The following is a 19,788-nucleotide window of genomic DNA, read 5'->3' on the forward strand; positions in this document are numbered from 1 at the left end:
AGGGTTGAACAGAAAAATAAAAACAATTCACAAAAAAGTAAAAAATTCTAAAAAAAGGGTAGATAAATATTTCGAAACCCGATATATTTAATAATACGTCGTTTTTTACGCACCCAGGGGAAGGGAGAGGAATTATGGAAACTTTCAAAAAATTAAAAGCCTATTATTGGCCCTATAAGAAATACTTTTTCATCTCAATGTTTTTCCTTTTGTTTGTAACCGGTATCACCGTTGTGTACCCGATCATCCTTCAAAAAACCATTGATGATGTCATTCTGCAAGGAAACTACAAATGGATTCCGTATCTGGCATTTGGATTTGTCGGCATCATGATACTCAAAGGAATCACAACTTTCATTCAGCAGTATTGCGGTGATCTGTTCGGAATCACATCAGTATACAGATTGAGAAACGAGCTTTATGAAAAACTGCAATTCCTGCCATTCAGTTATTATGATAATGCCAAGACAGGAGACCTAATGTCACGATTGACTGCCGACGTTGAAGCTTTCCGCTTTTTCTTATCGTTCGGTTTTACAGAACTATTACGTTTCTTTTTATTAATCACTGTAAGTTTTGGAGTCATGTTTTATTATTCTCCTTCACTGACATTTGTTACGCTGGCATCCCTGCCATTTCTGGCCATCACCGTCTATAAGTTTGACAAAGCGGTACACCCGGCGTTCCGGGGCATCCGTAAATCATTCGGTAAACTGAATACAAATGTCCAAGAAAATATAAGCGGCATCAACACGGTTAAATCACTATCACGTGAAGAATTCCAAATCAATAAATTCAACAGTTCGAATGGAGACTACAAAGATAAATATCTTTTCACATCCGACATCTGGGCTAAATACTTTCCTTTAATGGAGTTCCTCGGAAATGTCAGTGTCGTCACGCTGCTTGCGTACGGTGGTTATCTGGTCATGAACGGGAATCTGCAGCCTGGTGAACTTGTGGCGTTTTACAGCTTGGTCTGGTATATCATCTGGCCGATCATGAACCTTGGATTCACCATTAATTTATTCTCTCAATCAAAAGCTTCAGGAGAACGATTATTGGAGATTCTTGAAGTGGATGAAAAAATCAAGGATCATGATTCAGTTGTCGATGTAGACAAAATGAAAGGTGATGTAGAGTTCAATCACGTCACCTTGAACTACACAGAACACGATGAAGCAGCCTTGGAAGATATCACATTTAAAGCCGAAAGCGGAAAGGTCATCGGACTGATCGGGAGTACAGGGTCAGGGAAAACAAGCATCACTCAATTGATGACGCGCTTTTACGAACCAACTAAAGGAGAAATCCTTATCGATGGCAAGACGTTGAGTGATTATTCATTAAAATCTCTTCGTAACAATATCGGGGTAGTGCTTCAAGAATCCTTCCTGTTTTCTTCTACTATAAAAGCCAACATTTCTTACGGCCGTCCGGAAGCAACGATGGAAGAAATTATTGAAGCAGCCAAGATGGCACAGGCTCATGATTTCATCACTGAACTTCCTGACGGATATGATACGAAGCTTGGAGAAAGGGGACTTGGACTTTCTGGAGGACAGAAGCAGCGTATTGCAATCGCGAGGGCACTGTGTACAGATCCATCGATCCTGATTCTTGACGATGCGACAAGTGCAGTGGATATGGAAACGGAATTCAGAATTCAAAAAGCGCTTAAAAACGTTATGTCTGACCGCACAACCTTTATCATTGCACATCGAATTTCTTCATTGAAACATGCAGACGAAATTCTTGTTATGGAAAACGGAAAAATCGTTGAGAGAGGTGTACATGACTTCCTTCTCAAAAACAATGGACCGTATCAGCGCATATACGATATCCAATACCAAGATCAAAAAAAGATACTCCAAACACAAGGAAGGTAGGTGAGGGGAATGAGTAAAAACAAATCCAAAGTCAATAAGAATGCCTTAAGCCGATTTCATTATTCAACCGATCAGGTAATCGACAAGCCTTTTAACTGGGAACAGCTTTGGCGCTTACTAACCTATTTAAAGCCATATTCAAAAAAACTGCTTCCCCTTTCAATCGTTACCGTCCTGATTACAACCGCCATACGGCTGATCATCCCTATTTTGATAGGGGTCTACACGCTTGATAAAGCGATACGACAGAAAGACGGAACGCTTCTATTTACACTGGTGGGCATTATCGCAGGACTATACGTCATTAATTATATCGCCAATGTTCTCCGGATACGCTGGATGAACGAGCTCGGGCAGGGAGTCATATATGACTTGCGTAAGCATTTGTTCAGTCATGTTCAATGGCTTTCGCATCGGTTTTTCGACCAGCGATCTGCCGGTTCGATCCTCGTTCGGATCATGAACGATATCAACTCCCTTCAGGAACTATTTACGAATGGAGTCATCAACTTGCTGATGGATATCATCCTGCTTGCCGGGATCATTGTCATCTTATTCACACTCAGCCCTGAACTTACATTGGCGGTCATGGTCATTCTGCCAATCATGTTCTTTATTTCCACGAGCCTGAGAAAAAATATCCGCAGGTCGTGGCAGGATGTACGAATAAAACAAGCAAAACTTAATTCTCATTTGAATGAGAGCATTCAGGGCATTCGCGTTACTCAATCGTTTACCCAGGAACAAGAAAATATGGCTTTCTTCGATGGTGTAAATACCGAAACCTTCGACAGCTGGAAAACAGCCACCAAGAAAAACGCCATGTTCAGGCCGATGGTTGAATTGACAAATGCAGTAGGGACAGCAGTCTTGATTTGGTATGGTGTCCATCTTATTCAAGGGGGATCCCTGGAACTGGGGGAATTTGTTTCATTTGCCTTCTACCTTGGGATGTTCTGGGAGCCGATTTCAAGGCTCGGCCAGGTATACAATCAGCTCCTTATCGGAATGGCTTCCTCAGAGCGTATCTTTGAATTTCTCGATGAACAGCCGATTGTCGATGAAAAGCATGACGCTATGAACTTGGACGACATCAAAGGAAGAATTCAATTTGAAAATGTCGAATTCTCCTATGATGCTAATAGAAAAGCACTCAAGAACATCGATCTGGAAATGAAGGCGGGTCAGACCGTTGCATTGGTCGGTCATACAGGTTCCGGAAAAACAACCATCGCCAACTTGATCAGCCGCTTTTACGACCCTACAAAGGGCGAAGTTAAGATTGACGGCATCAATTTACGCGATGTAACAGTTTCCAGTTTGCGAAATCAAATCAGCATTGTGCTGCAGGATACATTCATCTTCTCAGGAACCATCAAGGATAACATCCGTTTTGGAAGGCCGGATGCTTCGGATGAAGAAGTCCGGAAAGCAGCAGAAGCCATCGGGGCCAACGAATTCATCGAGAAGCTTTCAGGCGGCTACGACACCGAAGTTGAAGAAAGAGGTAATGTCTTATCTGTCGGTGAAAGGCAGCTCCTTTCATTTGCACGTGCGCTGCTTGCTAATCCGCGTATCATCATTTTAGATGAAGCAACAGCTTCCATCGACACAGAAACAGAAGTCAAGATTCAAAACGCCTTGAAAAAACTGCTTGCCGGGCGAACGGCGATCATCATTGCCCACCGTCTATCGACCATTCGTGAATCTGATAACATCTTTGTACTGGAGAACGGTAAGATCAAAGAATCCGGTAATCACGATGAACTGATGGATCAAGAAGGCGATTATTATGAGTTGGTGAAGTCGCAGTTTAAGATGCTGGAGGCTATGTGATCGTTATTTGGAAGGACCCCGCGCTTGGTTTGCGGGGTTTTTTTGTGGTTGTGGTGGAGGAGTGGAGCGGAATCGTGAAGCAGTGGGCACGGTGGCGGAATTTGTCGGGAATTGAAGAATGGCAGATAAATTCAGAAAATGGCAGATAAATCCTATTCTCCTAAAAAATCATCCTAAATAGAGGAAATCTAGGTGAAGAAGGCGAATATTACGATCAACTGAAAAAAGGAGAGATGACTTGATAATCAAAGGAAGAAAGATTCCCCTTATAATCCTCTATAAAGAAGCTCTATTAAGAAGGATAACTCAAAACTCACCGTATCGTCCAAAAATTAAGGAAGACTTATTAAAATATTGGTCAGGTTATCACGGTGAATGCATGGTTGATCGTCATTTAAGTACAATTGATACGAAGAATTTTTATATTCTCAACGACCTTCACATCCCAATAGGGGATACCTCCTTCCAAATCGATTCCCTTCTAATCTTCAAATCCCTTGCCCTGATAATTGAAGTGAAAAATATTTCAGGTTCATTAAGTATTGGGGGAGAATTCAACCAATTTTCAAGAACTACAAACGTTGGAATCACAATGGGGTTCACCAATCCCGTATCACAGGCAAAACGGTACACACACCATTTAAAACAATGGCTTAAAGACAAAGGATATTTTGAATTACCGGTTGAATTTCTAGTAGTGTTCACTAACCCTGCGGCTGTTTTAACTGGCTTACAAAATAGTAACCGATTAGAGGATCATATCATCAAAGTAGAAGATCTTATAAAAAAGATTACTGACATCCAAATGACTTTTTCAAAATCTTTCCTTGATGATAGGGAAACGAAGCAATTGGTCAAGAAATTACTTAAAGCGCACGTGGACTTTCCTATTATAACTAAAACTGAAGAAACGATATTTACTGGAGTGCAGTGCGTGACTTTTATGAACTTTGGAATGGAGCGGAAGAAAGCTTCATGGTATTGCAGTGAGTGTAATAGTTATGATAAAAATGTCCATGAAAAGGCCATCTTTGATTACTTCTTATTAGTGAAGCCAACCATTAATAACAGCCCAGCTCGCGCTTTTCTCCACTTAAGTTCCCCTAAAATAACCCATATCCTTCTAACTTCTATGAATCTCGTTTCACTGGGTAAAAACAAGGCGAAGCATTATATTACTCCTTTTCATGCTTTATGATGAGTATACCCACCCCAAACAAATCCCTTGCCAAACCCCACCACACCCTATAAACTAAAACCAAACATAAGTTTGTGAAAAATGTCACAAATTATACATGTTCAATACTTCACAAACGCATGGAAAGGTTTTATAATAGCCATTAAGTGATAAATAATAAGTATTCGTTATTAACTGGTAGGGGGATTAATGAAATGGTTTTAGATGGTGTGATATTAAGCAGGATGTTGACATCAACGACCCTTGCGTTTCATATTATTTTTGCAACGATTGGTGTAGGGGTGCCAATTATGATTTCGATTGCTGAGTTTGTGGGGATCAAGCGTAATGATCCCCACTATATTTTGTTGGCAAGAAGATGGGCGAGGGGATTTACGATTACCGTTGCTGTAGGGGTAGTTACGGGTACGGCGATCGGTCTGCAGTTGTCTATGTTATGGCCCGCTTTCATGCAGGTAGCTGGGCAGGTTATAGCGCTGCCTCTGTTTATGGAAACATTTGCGTTTTTCTTTGAGGCTATCTTTCTAGGAATCTATTTATATACGTGGGACCGTTTCAAGAATAAGTGGATTCACTGGTTATTGACGATTCCGGTCATGATCGGTTCTTCAGCCTCTGCGTTATTCATTACGACGGTGAATGCGTTCATGAACACGCCTCAGGGATTCGAGCTGAGTGATGGGAAAGCGATCAATATCGATCCGATTGCTGCCATGCTGAATCCAGCAACACCTACAAAGGTATTCCATGTACTGACAACAGCTTATTTGACTTCAGCGTTGATTCTTGCCGGAATTACGGCTTTTGCAATTTTAAAGAAAAAGGGAAGCGAGTATCATCGTAAAGCCCTTCGCTTAACAATGGTATCAGCGCTTATTTTTGCATTTGCGACAGCATTTGCAGGGGATTTATCCGCCAAATTCCTCGCCGAGCATCAGCCGGAAAAACTGGCTGCCGCAGAGTGGCATTTCGAAACTGAGAAAAATGCGGATCTCATTGTATTCGGTACCCTGGATGAAAATAATGAAGTTCACAATGAAATAAGGCTTCCAGGTTTCCTGAGCTTTTTAGCAGGCAATTCATTTGATCATGAAGTAATCGGGTTAAATGAGACGCCTGAAGATGAAAGACCACCATTATGGATTCATTATTTATTTGATCTGATGGTTTCGATCGGATTCTACAGTATGTTCATTGCAGGGTTGTTCATTCTTTTCTGGAAATGGAAGAAAATGAATGAATGGAACAAGCCCTTGTTATGGGGGATAGTAGCAAGTGGTCCGCTGGCTATGCTGGCTATCGAATTCGGCTGGATCTATGCAGAAGTAGGGCGCCAGCCGTGGATCCTAAGAGGATATATGAAGGTTGCGGATGCTGCAACGAAAGCGGATGGTGTAGGCTTGACGTTTGTGATGTTTGTCGCCTTATATATTCTGCTTGGAATTCTTTGTGTAGTCGTGTTAATCAAGATGTTCAAGAATAAACCTGCTGAAGCGGAGTTGGAACAGCGATTTCCTAAACGCTAAGCATAACCCCGGCAGCCCCTTTTATCTATAAAGTTAAATGGAAGGGGCTGCCTGTTTAAAGAAAGGGGACTATGAGGGAGGAATGGTTATGAGTTTGGAAATAGTGGGGATTACGGTTTTATGGATCTTCCTTTATGGCTATCTAATTGTGGCATCCATTGATTTTGGTGCCGGATTCTTTGCCTTTTATGGAAGGCTGAAAAATAAAGAGCATACATTGAATGTACTGATCAGTCGATACTTATCTCCTGTATGGGAAGTAACAAATGTTTTCTTTGTCTTCTTCTTTGTAGGACTTGTCGGTTTTTTCCCTGATGCAGCTTATTATTATGGAACTGCATTGCTGATCCCGGGGAGTATTGCCATTATACTGCTTGCCATCCGTGGCAGCTTCTACGCTTTCAATAATTATGGTTCGAAGGAAAATATCGTATATCTTTTCCTTTATGGAGCGACCGGGTTATTGATTCCTGCTTCATTATCTACAGCATTGACGATTTCTGAAGGGGGGTTCCTCGAGGTTACCGACGGAAATGTTATTTTCCTAGCGGGTGAATTGTTTACAAGCCCTTATTCCTGGAGCGTAGTTGTTCTATCCATCGTGTCTGTATTGTTTATCAGTGCAGCCTTTTTGACATATTATGCAGATAGGGCAGGGGATATGGATTCACGTGAGGTACTGAGGAAGTTTTCATTATTCTGGAGCCCGCCTACGATTTTAGCGAGTTTATTAGTATTTGTCGGCCTCAGAGAACACAATGAAGAACATTTTATGAATGCCCTTGATATATGGTGGATGTTCGGACTTTCTTTAGCCAGCTTTTTGGCCGCCTCTTTCCTGATTTATAAACGTCAGAATTTCGGAACTGCTTTTGTATTGGTGATGCTGCAGTTCTTCTTTGCATTCTTCGGATATGGCTCGTCGCATTTACCATATATCCTGAAGCCGTTCATTACGATTGAGTCGAGTGTAACCAACCCTACAATGGGTATGGCACTAGTGATTGCTTTTGTTGCGGGATTGCTGCTGCTGATTCCGTCGTTGATATTACTGATGAGACTGTTTTTATTTGATGCAGACTATGTAAAAGGGAAGAAATAATAAGCCTAGCGTACCACTTTGAATAACAATGCTAATATCAAAGCGAAGAATCATGTGAATCCTGCATATCGGATAACATGTTTTTTCGCTTTTTTCGTGTCAATTACCTATCCAATCGTAAACTTCATGCTAAAATGTAGATATGATGTTACTGGAAAATCTGGGGGAATTAATTATGAAAAAAGAGTTTGTAGTTATTGGATTGGGCCGGTTCGGGGGAAGCATCGTGCGCTCTTTGACCGAGCAGGGGATGGAAGTAATGGCCATCGACCAGGATGAAGATAAGGTCAATGAATTTTCCTCGATTGCTTCTCATGCAGTAGTGGCTGACTCAACAGATGAATCAGTTTTGAAAAGCCTCGGCATCAGGAACTTTGATCACGTGATCGTAGCCATCGGGGATGATATTCAGTCAAGCGTATTGACCACGCTCATGCTAAAAGAAATCGGTGTAAAAAAGATAACCGTTAAAGCTCAGAACGATTACCATGAAAAAGTCTTAAGAAAAATTGGGGCAAATCAGGTCGTACATCCCGAACGTGATATGGGAAGAAGAATCGCTCATAACATCATATCCAATAACGTATTGGATTACCTTGAGCTTTCAGATGAGCACTCAATCGTCGAGATTGTTGCGAATGACCAATTGGCGGGAAATACGTTGATTGATCTGGATATTCGCGCCAAGTATGGAATCAATATTGTCGCCATAAAACGGGAGCGGGACATCATCGTTTCCCCTCAAGCTGATGAACAAATAAGGGCAGGGGATATCTTGATCGTCATTGGTGCCGACACAGATATTAACCGTTTTGAAAAGAAGGTCTTTTCACTGTAATACGTAAGAAAAGGCTCAGAGTGTATTCACTCTGAGCCTTTTTTTGATTATTAAACTTCCATGATGATAGGTAATATCATTGGACGTCGTTTCGTTTTTTCATATAAGAATGGAGCCAATGTATCAGTAATTTCATTCTTGATTTCAGACCATTGTGAAGTTCTTCTTTCAAGAACTTTGTTTAAATGCTTGGCGATCAGGTTCTGAGCTTCATTGATGAGATCACCGGATTCACGCATATAAACGAATCCTCTTGAAATTAGATCAGGGCCTGAAGCAATCTTGAACTCTTTCATATCGATGCTTACGACTACGATGACGAGTCCTTCTTCTGAAAGGATACGGCGGTCACGCAATACGATGTTGCCGATGTCGCCGATCCCGCTTCCATCTATATAGACATTGCCAGAAGGGATTTTACCTGCAACCTGTGCAGAGTCACCGCTTAACGCCAGTACTTCACCGTTATCCATGATGAAGCAGTTTCCTTCTTGGACTCCGCAGTCAACTCCGAGTTGAGCATGCATCTTCTGCATTCTGAACTCACCATGGATAGGCATGAAGAACGTCGGGTTCATTAAGCGCAGCATCAGTTTCATTTCTTCCTGTCCGCCGTGACCTGACGTGTGAATATCATTTAAAGGACCGTGAATAACTTCAGCACCGGCACGGTATAACAGGTTGATCGTACGATTAACACTGATCGTGTTCCCTGGAATAGGGGAAGAAGAAAATACGACAGTATCACCAGGCTGTATTTGAATCTGGCGGTGAGTACCATTGGCTATTCTTGATAGTGCCGCCATTGGCTCACCTTGTGAACCGGTGCAAAGGATTGCAACTTCGTTCGCTGGCAGGCGATTGATTTGGTTGTGCTCGATAAACGTATCTTTAGGAGCATTGATATATCCTAATTCCTGACCGATCGTAATGGCTGCTTCCATACTGCGTCCGAATACGGCAACTTTACGGTTATGGTAAACAGCTGCCTCAACGACTTGTTGAAGACGGTGAATGTTTGAAGCAAAGGTTGCAAAGATGACCCGTCCGTCTACTTTGCGGAAGATATCATTGATGCTTTCACCAACCTTGCGTTCAGACATTGTAAAGTTAGGAACCTCTGCATTTGTACTGTCAGACAGCAGGCAAAGAACGCCTTCTTTACCGATTTCAGCCATTTTGGCCAGGTTCGCGGGCTCGCCGACTGGGGTGAAATCGAATTTGAAGTCTCCTGTGTGAACGACATTTCCTGGTGGTGTTTTAACCACAATTCCATAAGAATCAGGAATACTGTGAGTCGTTCTGAAGAAGGTTACAGATGTTTTACGGAACTTGATCACATCATCTTCTTGAATGACATTCAACTTGGCATTTCTCAATAAACCGTGTTCTTCCAGTTTATTTTTAATCAGACCAAGAGCAAGTTTGCCTCCGTAAATGGGAATATTCAATTCACGGAGCAGGTAAGGAATTCCGCCGATGTGATCTTCATGACCATGAGTGACGAAGAGTCCCTTGATTTTATCCGCATTTTTCACAAGGTATGTGTAATCCGGAATTACATAATCGATTCCGAGCAATTCATCTTCAGGAAATTTAATTCCTGCATCGATTAGAATGATTTCGTCTTGAAATTGTACGCCGTATGTGTTTTTACCGATTTCACCTAAACCGCCAAGGGCAAATACTGCGGTTTGGTCATTCTTCACAAATTTCATCTGCTTATTTCTCCAGCTCGAAAGAATGGTGGTTTTGTTCATACTCTAAAAAAGCGCCCTCTAGCTTCTGTACGAATTCAATGTTATAAGGTTGGTCTTTAAGTTTCTGGCGTACTTCTCTTTCTGTGTCTGCTTCCATGTAAAGTGAATTAGTGCATTCGCGAACAGGCACTTCAGCTTTACTTTCTTGATAAAATACTTTGAAAATCATGTTTTTTCTCTCTCCTTATCCGTTTTCAAAAAATCTAACTTTCATCTATGATAAAAAAGTTATCAACTATGTCTACAAGGTATGCAGATACCTGTAACTAAAAAAGGAATGATTAGTGTAAAATTCCTTTAGGTATTCTATTAATAAACAATAATAAAATGTAATCTACAATGATAATATTGATTATGTATGTTTTGATTATAAAGGATTCCCGTGAGTAAATAAAGTTTTACAAGAAACGATGGATGAAAATAGCGATATAAAATAAGAAGGACCGAAACCAAAGGAGACGAAAAAATGCTCGCGAATGGCTTCAGTCCCTAAACGTATAACATTCTTCTTTTGTCTTCAAGAAACTAGTGTTGAAGGGAGTCAGTCTAAGCTATTGTTTTTCTTTTGAGAATATCTTTCCACTGTTTTAAAAGCTTTTTTCTTAGCTTCTTTAACATATGGCTCACTCCTTATCATTAGTTTACCGAGAATGTCCACTGAAGTAAAGGTGCAATCATGCTAACGTCTCTATTGTCTTACTTATAGTGTACGGAATTTTTTCATTCTATTACATGGATAAGTATGGCAATGGGTGAATAATCTAGTTGTTTGACAATTAATTTTGAAAGGTTTACCTTAAAAAGCGAATCAATCAGATATTTCTTATTGGATAGTAAAAGGAGATCAGCGATGAAAAAAATAGTTTTTTTTGATATAGATGGAACATTATTGGATCATGATAAAAAATTGCCGGATGCGACAAAAGAAGCAATTAAAACACTGCAGAAAAATGGAACATATGTGGCAATTGCAACCGGGAGAGCTCCTTTTATGTATGAGGGCTTAAGAGAAGAGCTTGGAATCGAGTCATTTGTTTCGTTTAACGGGCAATATGTGGTCTTTGAAAACCAAGTCATCTACACCAATCCACTTAATGTCGATAAGCTTGAAGATCTGCTGGAAGACAGCTATAAACATGAACACCCTGTAGTTCATCTGAATCATGAAACAATGAAAGCGAACCATAAGCATCATCGCTACATTGAAAAAAGTATGGGCAGTTTGAAGTTTCCTCACCCTGGTTATTCGCCGGACTTTTATAAAGACCGCGAAATCTATCAGTCGCTATTATTCTGTCCTGCAGAGGAAGAAGGATTCTATAGGGATAAATACAAGGAATTTACATTTATCCGCTGGCACCAATTTTCGATGGATATTCTTCCTGGAGGCGGTTCGAAAGCAGAGGGAATCAAGAAGATGATCGATAGGCTGGGTTTCAAGATGGAAGATGTTTATGCTTTTGGGGATGGTCTTAATGATATCGAGATGCTTCAGTCAGTAGGGACAGGTGTTGCAATGGGGAATGCTGTCACCGAAGTGCAGAAGCATGCCAACATGATAACGAAACCGGTAGATGAAGATGGGATTTTCTACGGACTGAAAGAGCTTCAATTAATATAACCTATATTAAAATTAAAGGACGCATCCAAGTTCAACGTGGATGCGTCCTTTTGTTATCAGGTGGCCTTCTCTACTTACACTCGTCTGGATTATTTAATTTATCTTTCAATGGCTAATGCACCTGGTATCGGTTGAAAAGGATTCTCTTCGTTAATATGATCGTAAAACATGACGCCGTTCAAATGGTCGATTTCATGCTGGATAACGATCGCGGGAAATCCTTTTAATCTGAGTTTCACTTCTTCTCCGTCCAAATTCCATGCCTTTATCGTAACCCTGGCATAGCGGGGAACGAATCCGGGAACATGACGATCAACGGAAAGGCACCCTTCTCCTGAAGTCAGATACGCTTTTTCAACCGAATGACTGATGATCTTTGGATTGAATAAGGCATGGCTGTATAATGTCCCTTTATCATCAATCACGTTTATGGCAAGCATTTTCTTGGCGACATTAATTTGAGGGGCTGCCAGGCCTACTCCTGGCCTCAGTCCATATTTGCTTGCAATTTCGGGATCCTGACTGTTCACTACATATTCAAGCAGACTTCTTAATATCTCCTTATCATCAGCTGAAGGTGGCAGTGATACATCTTCTGCCATTTTGCGAAGAGTGGGATGGCCTTCGCGGATGATGTCTTTCATTGTTATCATAAAACTTCCTCCTTACAATGACAGCGGCACTGTATATTCAGACAGTGTTCGTATTAATATATGTATTGACTCCTAATAAGATATACCAATATGTATAAAATAAGTCTAGCATTTTCTTATTAAAAAGTTAACAGGACAGCTTTTGTTAATGGAGGAATACTTTGCAGGTCCTGTACATAGTTATGGAAATAGGAGAATAGTCTAATCGACAATATTTTCCACAGTTGTAAATCCCTATTGTCAAATGTTGTAGACGAAGATATAGTAGAAGGTGTTATATAGTTAAGGGGGATCTGGTCGTGTCGAAATTTCGTTTTGCTATCATTTTAGGAGTGGCTATCACTGTTCTTATGGGGTGTGTGGGAGGTTCTTCCCCTCAAGAGAACATCCATAAGGTTCTTGAAGAAACAGTTGCAGAGGAAAAACAATACGTTGAGGTACAGAAACCTCTCCAAGGTTTAGAAGAAAATGAAAAAGAAATCTATACCGAGATCATGAATCTTGGAATGAAAGAATTCGATAAAATCGTAAAACTTTCTGAAGACGCTCTTAAAAATATATCTGAACGAACAGGTTATATTGAGAAAGAACGTAAAGCGATGAAGGAAGCAAAAGAAAAGTTTTCTACTCTGGATGAATTCATTACAAAGTTAGAAGACGAAAAACTCAAAGGTGAAGCGGGGAAATTGGAAGAGATAATGAAAGATCGTTATCAGCTTCATGAAGAATTGACTGCTTCATATTTGGATGCCCTTTCACAGGATAAAGAACTCTATGAATTATTCAAAAAGAAAGAATTGACGATGGAAGAATTAGAAAAACAAATTACTTCCATCAATGAAGCATATGAAAAAACAATCAAGTTAAACAACGAATATAATACAAAAACTGAACAATTCAACAAACTTAAACAAGGCTTTTATTCAACTGCAGGTATAGATGTTGAAGAAAAAGAATAAGTAGGGATAGAAAGAAAGGCAAGGGAGACCGTTTCCCTCGCCTTTCTTTTTTTTTTAGCTTACCTCATATTACTCTATAACAGATTAGGAAATGGTGTGGGTTTATATATAACAGATGTTTCAGTCTCATTGATACAGTTTTCTGGAGGATGCTTTTAAATCTTAATGGAATTTTAGAAATATCTTGAAATTATAATACTTTGTCGTTGACGAGACGTTTTTTTATATTGTAAACTATGAAAGGTAGTAAAAGTTGTATTAGTGAAACTGGTAAACAGACTAATACAGATAACCTAATATGTAAATATGGGTTTTCTTTCTTATTATTTGTGGAAAACTATCTATAATGTTCTTCGCAAGTAAGTGTGGTAGGTCATACTGAATTTGGGTAATCTAAACTTTGTATGTAAAAAACCAAAATAAATGTATACAGAAAGGATAGGTGACTTCGATGGCTTCTAAATCAAAGAAGGCACAATTCGATGCAGTTAAAACGCTCGAGCAGATTGAAGACAAGTTTGAAATGTTTCAAATTTTAAACGAAGAAGGCGAAGTAGTAAACGAAGACGCAATGCCGGAAATTTCCGACGAGGATCTTCAGGAATTAATGCGCCGCATGGTTTACACTCGTATTCTCGATCAAAGATCAATTTCCCTGAATCGTCAAGGACGTTTAGGTTTCTATGCACCGACAGCAGGACAGGAAGCTTCACAAATTGCTTCTCACTTTGCGCTGGAGAAAGAGGACTGGATTCTTCCGGGTTACCGTGATGTACCTCAAATCGTATGGCATGGTCTTCCGTTATACCAGGCTTTCTTATTCTCACGTGGACACTTCAAAGGCAACCAGCCTCCTGAAGGTGTAAATGTATTGTCTCCACAAATCATCATCGGTGCTCAATACATTCAAACTGCAGGTGTGGCGCTGGGCCTTAAAAAGAGAGGGAAAAAAGCAGTTGCAGTCACTTACACTGGTGACGGCGGATCTTCACAAGGTGACTTCTATGAAGGTATCAACTTTGCAGGGGCTTATTCCGCACCGGCCATCTTCGTCGTGCAAAACAATCAATTCGCAATTTCTACACCTCGTGACAAGCAGACTGCCGGTAAAACAATTGCTCAGAAAGCAGTGGCTGCAGGAATCCCTGGTATCTTAGTAGATGGAATGGATCCATTGGCAGTTTATGCAGTGACACGTGATGCAAGAGAACGTGCAGTAAACGGTGAAGGTCCTTCACTGATTGAGACAATGTGTTACCGTTATGGACCACATACAATGGCTGGGGATGACCCGACTCGCTACCGTACTTCTGAAATGGATACTGACTGGGAGAAGAAAGATCCATTGGTGCGTTTCCGTAAGTTCCTTGAAGGAAAAGGGCTATGGAGCGAAGAGAAAGAAAACGAAGTAATCGAAGAAGCGAAAGAAGACATTAAACAAGCTATCAAAAAAGCTGATGGAGAGCCTAAACAAAAAGTTAGTGATTTCATCAATAACATGTTTGAAGAGCTTCCATACAACTTAAATGAACAGCTGGAAATCTATAAAGAAAAGGAGTCGAAATAAGCCATGGCGCAAATGACAATGATTCAAGCGATCACTGATGCACTGCGCACAGAACTGCGTAACAACGAAGACGTATTAGTTTTTGGTGAGGACGTAGGTCTAAACGGCGGTGTATTCCGTGCAACGGAAGGACTTCAAAAAGAATTCGGTGAAGACCGTGTATTCGATACACCACTTGCAGAATCTGGAATCGGTGGTTTAGCGATCGGACTAGCATTAGAAGGGTTCCGTCCAGTCCCTGAAATTCAGTTCTTCGGTTTCGTATACGAAGTAATGGATTCCATTTCTGGACAAATGGCGCGTATGCGTTACCGTTCAGGCGGAACATATACTGCACCAATCACAGTTCGTTCACCATTTGGTGGAGGGGTACATACTCCGGAGCTGCACGCTGACAGCTTAGAGGGCTTAATGGCTCAACAGCCTGGGTTGAAAGTGGTAATCCCTTCAACACCTTATGATGCAAAGGGATTATTAATTTCATCTATTCGTGATAACGACCCTGTTATCTTCCTTGAGCACATGAAATTATACCGTTCATTCCGTCAGGAAGTACCTGAAGAGGAATACACAATCGAATTAGGCAAGGCGGAAGTGAAACGCGAAGGTAAAGACCTTTCCATCATCACTTACGGTGCAATGGTTCACGAATCGATCAAGGCTGCTGAAGAACTTGAAAAAGACGGATATTCAGTAGAGGTTGTCGACCTGCGTACGGTAAGCCCGCTTGATATTGATACCATCATGGCTTCTGTTGAAAAGACAAACCGTGCGATCGTGGTTCAAGAAGCTCAAAAACAAGCAGGTATCGCAGCGAATGTCGTTGCTGAAATCAATGACCGTGCAATCCTTAGCCTGGAAGCCCCAGTGCTTCGGGTAGCAGCGCCGGATACAGTTTACTCTTTCTCTCAAGCAGAGCCTGTATGGCTTCCTAACCATAAAGATGTTATCGAAACTGCAAAGAAAGTACTTGAATTTTAATTGATTTACATGAGAAAACAGAAGGGGTAATTCCCTTCTCTTTTCCCATTTAAGCAGAGAAATTAGACAGATAAAAATATAACAACATTCATCTATATTATTATTCAATACAGGAGGTAGAATCCATGTCTTTCGAATTCAAATTACCGGACATTGGTGAAGGTATTCATGAAGGTGAAATCGTTAAATGGTTTGTAAAACCTGGCGATAAAGTAGAAGAAGACGATGTACTATGTGAAGTTCAAAATGATAAAGCAGTAGTTGAAATTCCATCTCCAGTAGCGGGAACGGTTGAAGAGCTCCTTGTTGATGAAGGGACTGTAGCTGTTGTTGGTGATACATTGATAAAGTTTGATGCACCAGGCTATGAAGACCTTCAATTTAAAGGAAGCGACAGCGATAGCTCTAAGAAAGAAGATGCTAAGGCTGAAGAAAAAACAGAAGGCCAGGTTCAAGGTACAGCTGAACAAGGTCAGGATGTTGACAAGGATGCTTCTCCTGAAGCTGAAGAAGAAAAAACTGAAGGTACAGCGAATGCGGATGTTGAAGTTGACCCAAACAAACGTGTTATTGCAATGCCGTCTGTTCGTAAATATGCGAGAGAAAAAGGCGTAGAAATCCGTCAAGTTTCCGGTTCCGGTAAAAACGGCCGTGTAATGAAAGAAGATGTTGATTCATTCTTAAGCGGTGGCGGAGCTAAAGCTGAAGCTGAATCTGCAGAGGCGAAAGCAGAAGAGAAAGCACCTGCTCAGGAAGAAACAAAAGCAGCAGCTACTAAAGCACCGGAAGGCGACTTCCCAGAAACACGCGAGAAGATGAGTGGAATGCGTAAAGCAATCGCTAAAGCGATGGTTAACTCTAAACACACTGCTCCTCACGTGACATTGATGGATGAAGTAGATGTAACAAAGCTTTGGGATCACCGTAAGAAATTCAAAGAAGTTGCAGCTGAAAAAGGTGTTAAACTGACTTTCTTGCCATACATCGTAAAAGCCCTGACAAGCGCACTGCGTGAGTTTCCGGCATTAAATACGTCAATCGATGATTCTACAAGCGAAATCGTCCAAAAACATTATTACAATATCGGTATCGCTGCAGACACAGAAAAAGGTCTAGTAGTACCGGTTGTGAAAAATGCTGACCGCAAATCTATGTTCTCGATTTCTAATGAAATCAATGAACTGGCCGGTAAAGCACGTGATGGTAAACTGTCAGGCGATGAAATGAAAGGTGCATCATGCACAATCACGAATATCGGTTCTGCCGGCGGTCAATGGTTCACTCCTGTAATCAACCATCCGGAGGTTGCGATTCTTGGGGTAGGCCGTATCGCGGAAAAACCTGTAGTTAAAAATGGTGAAATTGTAGCAGCACCTGTGTTAGCATTATCATTGAGCTTCGATCACCGTATGATTGATGGAGCTACTGCTCAACATGCACTTAACCACATCAAGCGTTTGTTGAACGATCCAGAATTATTATTAATGGAGGCGTAATGCGATGGTAGTAGGAGATTTCCCAATTGAAACAGATACTATAGTAGTTGGTTCAGGTCCTGGTGGATATGTTGCAGCGATTCGTGCAGCACAGCTTGGACAAAAAGTAACGATCATTGAAAAAGAGAACATGGGCGGCGTTTGTTTAAACGTTGGCTGTATCCCATCAAAAGCACTTATCACGGCAGGTCATCGTTTTCATCAAGCACAGCATTCCGATGATATGGGGATTGTTGCAGAAAACGTAAAAGTGAACTTTGATAAAGTGCAAGAATGGAAAGCCGGCGTAGTCAAAAAGCTTACCGGCGGTGTAGAAGGACTTCTAAAAGGGAACAAAGCAGAAATCGTTCGCGGTGAAGCTTACCTTGTAGACCAAAACACATTGCGTGTAATGGATGATAACTCTGCACAAACATATAAGTTCAATAACTTGATTCTTGCAACTGGTTCCCGTCCGATTGAAATTCCCAGCTTCAAGTTCTCTAAGCGTGTCCTTGATTCAACAGGTGCATTGGCACTTGAGGAAATCCCAGGCAAGCTTGTTGTAATCGGCGGAGGATATATCGGTACTGAGCTTGGAACTGCATATGCAAACTTAGGTTCTGAAGTAACAATTCTTGAAGGTGCTGACGATATCCTTAGCGGATTCGAAAAGCAGATGACAACAGTTGTGAAAAAAGGACTGAAGAAAAAAGGTGTTGAAGTTGTCACGAAAGCAATGGCTAAAGGCGTTGAAGAAAGTGACAGCGGAGTTGTTGTTAAATACGAAGTAAAAGGCGAAGAGAAATCAGTTGAAGCTGATTATGTACTGGTTACAGTAGGCCGTCGTCCAAATACTGATGAAATCGGTCTTGAAGAAGTGGGAATCGAAATGACAGACCGCGGTGTTATCAAGATTGACAAGCAATGCCGTACGAATATTCCTAACATCTTCGCGATTGGTGATATCGTGGATGGACCGCCACTTGCTCACAAAGCATCATATGAAGGCAAAATCGCTGCTGAGGTAATCGCTGGTGAACCTGCTGAAATTGATTACCTTGGAATTCCTGCGGTATGCTTCACAGATCCGGAACTTGCAACAGTAGGTTATTCTGAAGCTGAAGCAAAAGAAGAAGGAATTGAAGTTGTTGCAGCTAAATTCCCATTTGCAGCAAATGGACGTGCTTTGGCTCTTAATTCTTCTGAAGGCTTTATGAAGCTTGTGACCCGTAAAGAAGACGGTCTTATCATCGGAGCTCAAATCGTCGGTTCCGGCGCATCTGACATGATCGCTGAACTTGGACTTGCGATCGAATCCGGAATGACCGCTGAAGATGTCGCGATGACCATCCATGCTCATCCGACACTTGGCGAAATTTCTATGGAAGCAGCAGAAGTTGCGATGGGAAGCCCGATCCATATTGTAAAATAAAGATAAATAAAAAAGATGACCCTTGCTAAATTGGAGGGTCATCTTTTTTAGTATATAGAAAAATAAGCTCGTAGGGGCAGTCAACAGTTACTATCCTTTCTTTACTTCCGATAATGGGGAAGCGGGCTCTCACCATTCTTTTATCGCATTAGAGACTGATTTCACAATCTGGTCTTTATGCGCTTTTCCAGTGATTTTAGTGACAACCTGGTTATTATCTACAACGACAATGGCAGGGTAAACAGGGGATTGAACTTTTGGGTTAGATTTATCTGAGCTGTGATTAACTACTTCTAGTTGTTTGAGGTCTTCAGGATATTTATTCTTAAGTTCTATGATGGCATCATAATAGGCAACTTCTTTGGAGATATTTCGTTCATCAGTGAAAAATATGACCTGTCTTTCTATGAATCTATCCTCTGCCAACACTACCTTATCTGCAGCTATATCATTACATGAAGTGAGAAGTAACGCTGTTGATGCTAACATAATCAAGGTAAGTAAATGTTTCATACATCATCCTCTTTTCTTAGCGATGCCCATAAACTTAAGTGATTACTGCGTATAAAGACCTATTCATTGCTCACATTTTATCATATGCAAAAAAGGAAAAGGGATAAGTCATTAAAATGTTACAGAAATGAAAAGACATAATGAAAGTAACATTGTAATAATATACTATGTTAATACATTCATTGCTAAAATTACTGGAGGGTGAAGGGTGTTTTACATGAAATTTTATGTTGCTTTTCTTATACAGATGATCTTGTGGAGTATTTTTTATATTGCAGAATGGTTTTCAGTTAAAGATCATGTGGAATATAAGTGGATCATGTTTGTTTTGTTTTTCTATCTTGCGTTTATAGCAGCTAAAAAGATAGTTCAATCCAGAAAATTGACTTTATTTGTAACCTCTTTCAGCTTATCTTGTTTTTTTGCTTTCAAATT

At 40.7% G+C, this 19,788-nt stretch carries 16 protein-coding genes; 12 read left to right on the forward strand and 4 right to left on the reverse strand.

Going from position 1 to position 19,788, the window contains the following annotated elements:
- The first annotated feature begins 134 nt into the window (after nucleotides 1-134).
- The 6 genes from AAEO50_RS12520 (at nucleotide 135) to AAEO50_RS12545 (ending at nucleotide 8,389) form a co-directional block, all read left to right on the forward strand.
- Nucleotides 135-1,889, forward strand: a complete 1,755-nt coding sequence (locus AAEO50_RS12520) for an ABC transporter ATP-binding protein (protein WP_341984097.1) — start codon at nucleotides 135-137, stop codon at nucleotides 1,887-1,889.
- Nucleotides 1,890-1,898: 9 nt separating this feature from the next.
- Entirely contained in the window at nucleotides 1,899-3,725 is a 1,827-nt protein-coding gene (locus AAEO50_RS12525) for an ABC transporter ATP-binding protein (protein WP_341984099.1), read from the forward strand.
- Between the two features lie 238 nt (nucleotides 3,726-3,963).
- Nucleotides 3,964-4,923: a nuclease-related domain-containing protein gene (locus tag AAEO50_RS12530; RefSeq protein WP_341984101.1), complete on the forward strand. Its 960-nt coding sequence runs from the start codon at nucleotides 3,964-3,966 to the stop codon at nucleotides 4,921-4,923.
- 194 nt (nucleotides 4,924-5,117) lie between these two features.
- Entirely contained in the window at nucleotides 5,118-6,449 is a 1,332-nt protein-coding gene (locus AAEO50_RS12535; protein ID WP_341984103.1) for a cytochrome ubiquinol oxidase subunit I, read from the forward strand.
- 88 nt (nucleotides 6,450-6,537) lie between these two features.
- Nucleotides 6,538-7,551 carry a cytochrome d ubiquinol oxidase subunit II gene (locus tag AAEO50_RS12540; RefSeq protein WP_341984105.1) on the forward strand — a complete coding sequence of 338 codons (1,014 nt, stop codon included), beginning with the start codon at nucleotides 6,538-6,540 and terminating at the stop codon, nucleotides 7,549-7,551.
- A gap of 175 nt (nucleotides 7,552-7,726) precedes the next feature.
- The gene (locus tag AAEO50_RS12545; RefSeq protein ID WP_341984107.1) at nucleotides 7,727-8,389 is read left to right on the forward strand and encodes a TrkA family potassium uptake protein; all 663 of its coding nucleotides are present in this window, start codon (nucleotides 7,727-7,729) and stop codon (nucleotides 8,387-8,389) included.
- Between the two features lie 50 nt (nucleotides 8,390-8,439).
- On the opposite strand, the gene rnjA is transcribed toward AAEO50_RS12545, so the two are convergent.
- Together rnjA and AAEO50_RS12555 are read right to left on the reverse strand one after the other, a co-directional pair.
- Nucleotides 8,440-10,107 (reverse strand): ribonuclease J1, encoded by a 1,668-nt coding sequence (gene rnjA / locus AAEO50_RS12550; RefSeq protein WP_341984109.1) that lies wholly within the window; start codon nucleotides 10,105-10,107, stop codon nucleotides 8,440-8,442.
- Nucleotides 10,108-10,111: 4 nt separating this feature from the next.
- Nucleotides 10,112-10,318 carry a DNA-directed RNA polymerase subunit epsilon gene (locus AAEO50_RS12555; RefSeq protein WP_341984111.1) on the reverse strand — a complete coding sequence of 69 codons (207 nt, stop codon included), beginning with the start codon at nucleotides 10,316-10,318 and terminating at the stop codon, nucleotides 10,112-10,114.
- A gap of 681 nt (nucleotides 10,319-10,999) precedes the next feature.
- Here AAEO50_RS12555 and AAEO50_RS12560 point away from each other — a divergent pair.
- Entirely contained in the window at nucleotides 11,000-11,770 is a 771-nt protein-coding gene (locus tag AAEO50_RS12560; protein ID WP_341984113.1) for a Cof-type HAD-IIB family hydrolase, read from the forward strand.
- Between the two features lie 98 nt (nucleotides 11,771-11,868).
- Here AAEO50_RS12560 and def read toward each other — a convergent pair whose 3' ends face one another.
- Nucleotides 11,869-12,423 (reverse strand): peptide deformylase, encoded by a 555-nt coding sequence (def, locus tag AAEO50_RS12565; protein ID WP_341984115.1) that lies wholly within the window; start codon nucleotides 12,421-12,423, stop codon nucleotides 11,869-11,871.
- A 299-nt stretch (nucleotides 12,424-12,722) separates the two neighbouring features.
- Here def and AAEO50_RS12570 point away from each other — a divergent pair, with 299 nt between their 5' ends.
- From AAEO50_RS12570 to lpdA, 5 genes are all read left to right on the forward strand, one after another.
- The gene (locus AAEO50_RS12570; protein ID WP_341984117.1) at nucleotides 12,723-13,382 is read left to right on the forward strand and encodes a YkyA family protein; all 660 of its coding nucleotides are present in this window, start codon (nucleotides 12,723-12,725) and stop codon (nucleotides 13,380-13,382) included.
- Between the two features lie 451 nt (nucleotides 13,383-13,833).
- Nucleotides 13,834-14,949, forward strand: a complete 1,116-nt coding sequence (gene pdhA / locus AAEO50_RS12575; RefSeq protein ID WP_341984119.1) for a pyruvate dehydrogenase (acetyl-transferring) E1 component subunit alpha — start codon at nucleotides 13,834-13,836, stop codon at nucleotides 14,947-14,949.
- A 3-nt stretch (nucleotides 14,950-14,952) separates the two neighbouring features.
- Complete coding sequence (locus AAEO50_RS12580) at nucleotides 14,953-15,930, forward strand: alpha-ketoacid dehydrogenase subunit beta (protein WP_175988707.1); 978 nt, start codon at nucleotides 14,953-14,955, stop codon at nucleotides 15,928-15,930.
- 125 nt (nucleotides 15,931-16,055) lie between these two features.
- A complete protein-coding gene (locus tag AAEO50_RS12585) occupies nucleotides 16,056-17,426 on the forward strand; it encodes a dihydrolipoamide acetyltransferase family protein (protein WP_341984122.1) in 1,371 nt (456 codons plus the stop codon).
- Between the two features lie 4 nt (nucleotides 17,427-17,430).
- Nucleotides 17,431-18,840 carry a dihydrolipoyl dehydrogenase gene (lpdA, locus tag AAEO50_RS12590; protein WP_341984124.1) on the forward strand — a complete coding sequence of 470 codons (1,410 nt, stop codon included), beginning with the start codon at nucleotides 17,431-17,433 and terminating at the stop codon, nucleotides 18,838-18,840.
- 129 nt (nucleotides 18,841-18,969) lie between these two features.
- On the opposite strand, the gene AAEO50_RS12595 is transcribed toward lpdA, so the two are convergent.
- Nucleotides 18,970-19,353, reverse strand: coding sequence for a hypothetical protein (locus tag AAEO50_RS12595; protein ID WP_341984126.1), 384 nt, complete (start codon nucleotides 19,351-19,353; stop codon nucleotides 18,970-18,972).
- Nucleotides 19,354-19,788: the final 435 nt, after the last annotated feature.

Source organism: Rossellomorea oryzaecorticis (assembly GCF_038405515.1).
Classification (GTDB): domain Bacteria; phylum Bacillota; class Bacilli; order Bacillales; family Bacillaceae_B; genus Rossellomorea; species Rossellomorea oryzaecorticis_A.

Coding starts and splice junctions, on each gene's coding strand:
- AAEO50_RS12520 (WP_341984097.1), top strand. CDS start 135: ATGGAAACTTTCAAAAAATTAAAAGCCTATTATTGGCCCTATAAGAAA.
- AAEO50_RS12580 (WP_175988707.1), top strand. CDS start 14,953: ATGGCGCAAATGACAATGATTCAAGCGATCACTGATGCACTGCGCACA.
- AAEO50_RS12525 (WP_341984099.1), top strand. CDS start 1,899: ATGAGTAAAAACAAATCCAAAGTCAATAAGAATGCCTTAAGCCGATTT.
- lpdA (WP_341984124.1), top strand. CDS start 17,431: ATGGTAGTAGGAGATTTCCCAATTGAAACAGATACTATAGTAGTTGGT.
- pdhA (WP_341984119.1), top strand. CDS start 13,834: ATGGCTTCTAAATCAAAGAAGGCACAATTCGATGCAGTTAAAACGCTC.
- AAEO50_RS12585 (WP_341984122.1), top strand. CDS start 16,056: ATGTCTTTCGAATTCAAATTACCGGACATTGGTGAAGGTATTCATGAA.
- AAEO50_RS12540 (WP_341984105.1), top strand. CDS start 6,538: ATGAGTTTGGAAATAGTGGGGATTACGGTTTTATGGATCTTCCTTTAT.
- def (WP_341984115.1), bottom strand. CDS start 12,423: ATGATAACAATGAAAGACATCATCCGCGAAGGCCATCCCACTCTTCGC.
- AAEO50_RS12555 (WP_341984111.1), bottom strand. CDS start 10,318: ATGATTTTCAAAGTATTTTATCAAGAAAGTAAAGCTGAAGTGCCTGTT.
- AAEO50_RS12595 (WP_341984126.1), bottom strand. CDS start 19,353: ATGAAACATTTACTTACCTTGATTATGTTAGCATCAACAGCGTTACTT.
- AAEO50_RS12535 (WP_341984103.1), top strand. CDS start 5,118: ATGGTTTTAGATGGTGTGATATTAAGCAGGATGTTGACATCAACGACC.
- rnjA (WP_341984109.1), bottom strand. CDS start 10,107: ATGAAATTTGTGAAGAATGACCAAACCGCAGTATTTGCCCTTGGCGGT.
- AAEO50_RS12560 (WP_341984113.1), top strand. CDS start 11,000: ATGAAAAAAATAGTTTTTTTTGATATAGATGGAACATTATTGGATCAT.
- AAEO50_RS12545 (WP_341984107.1), top strand. CDS start 7,727: ATGAAAAAAGAGTTTGTAGTTATTGGATTGGGCCGGTTCGGGGGAAGC.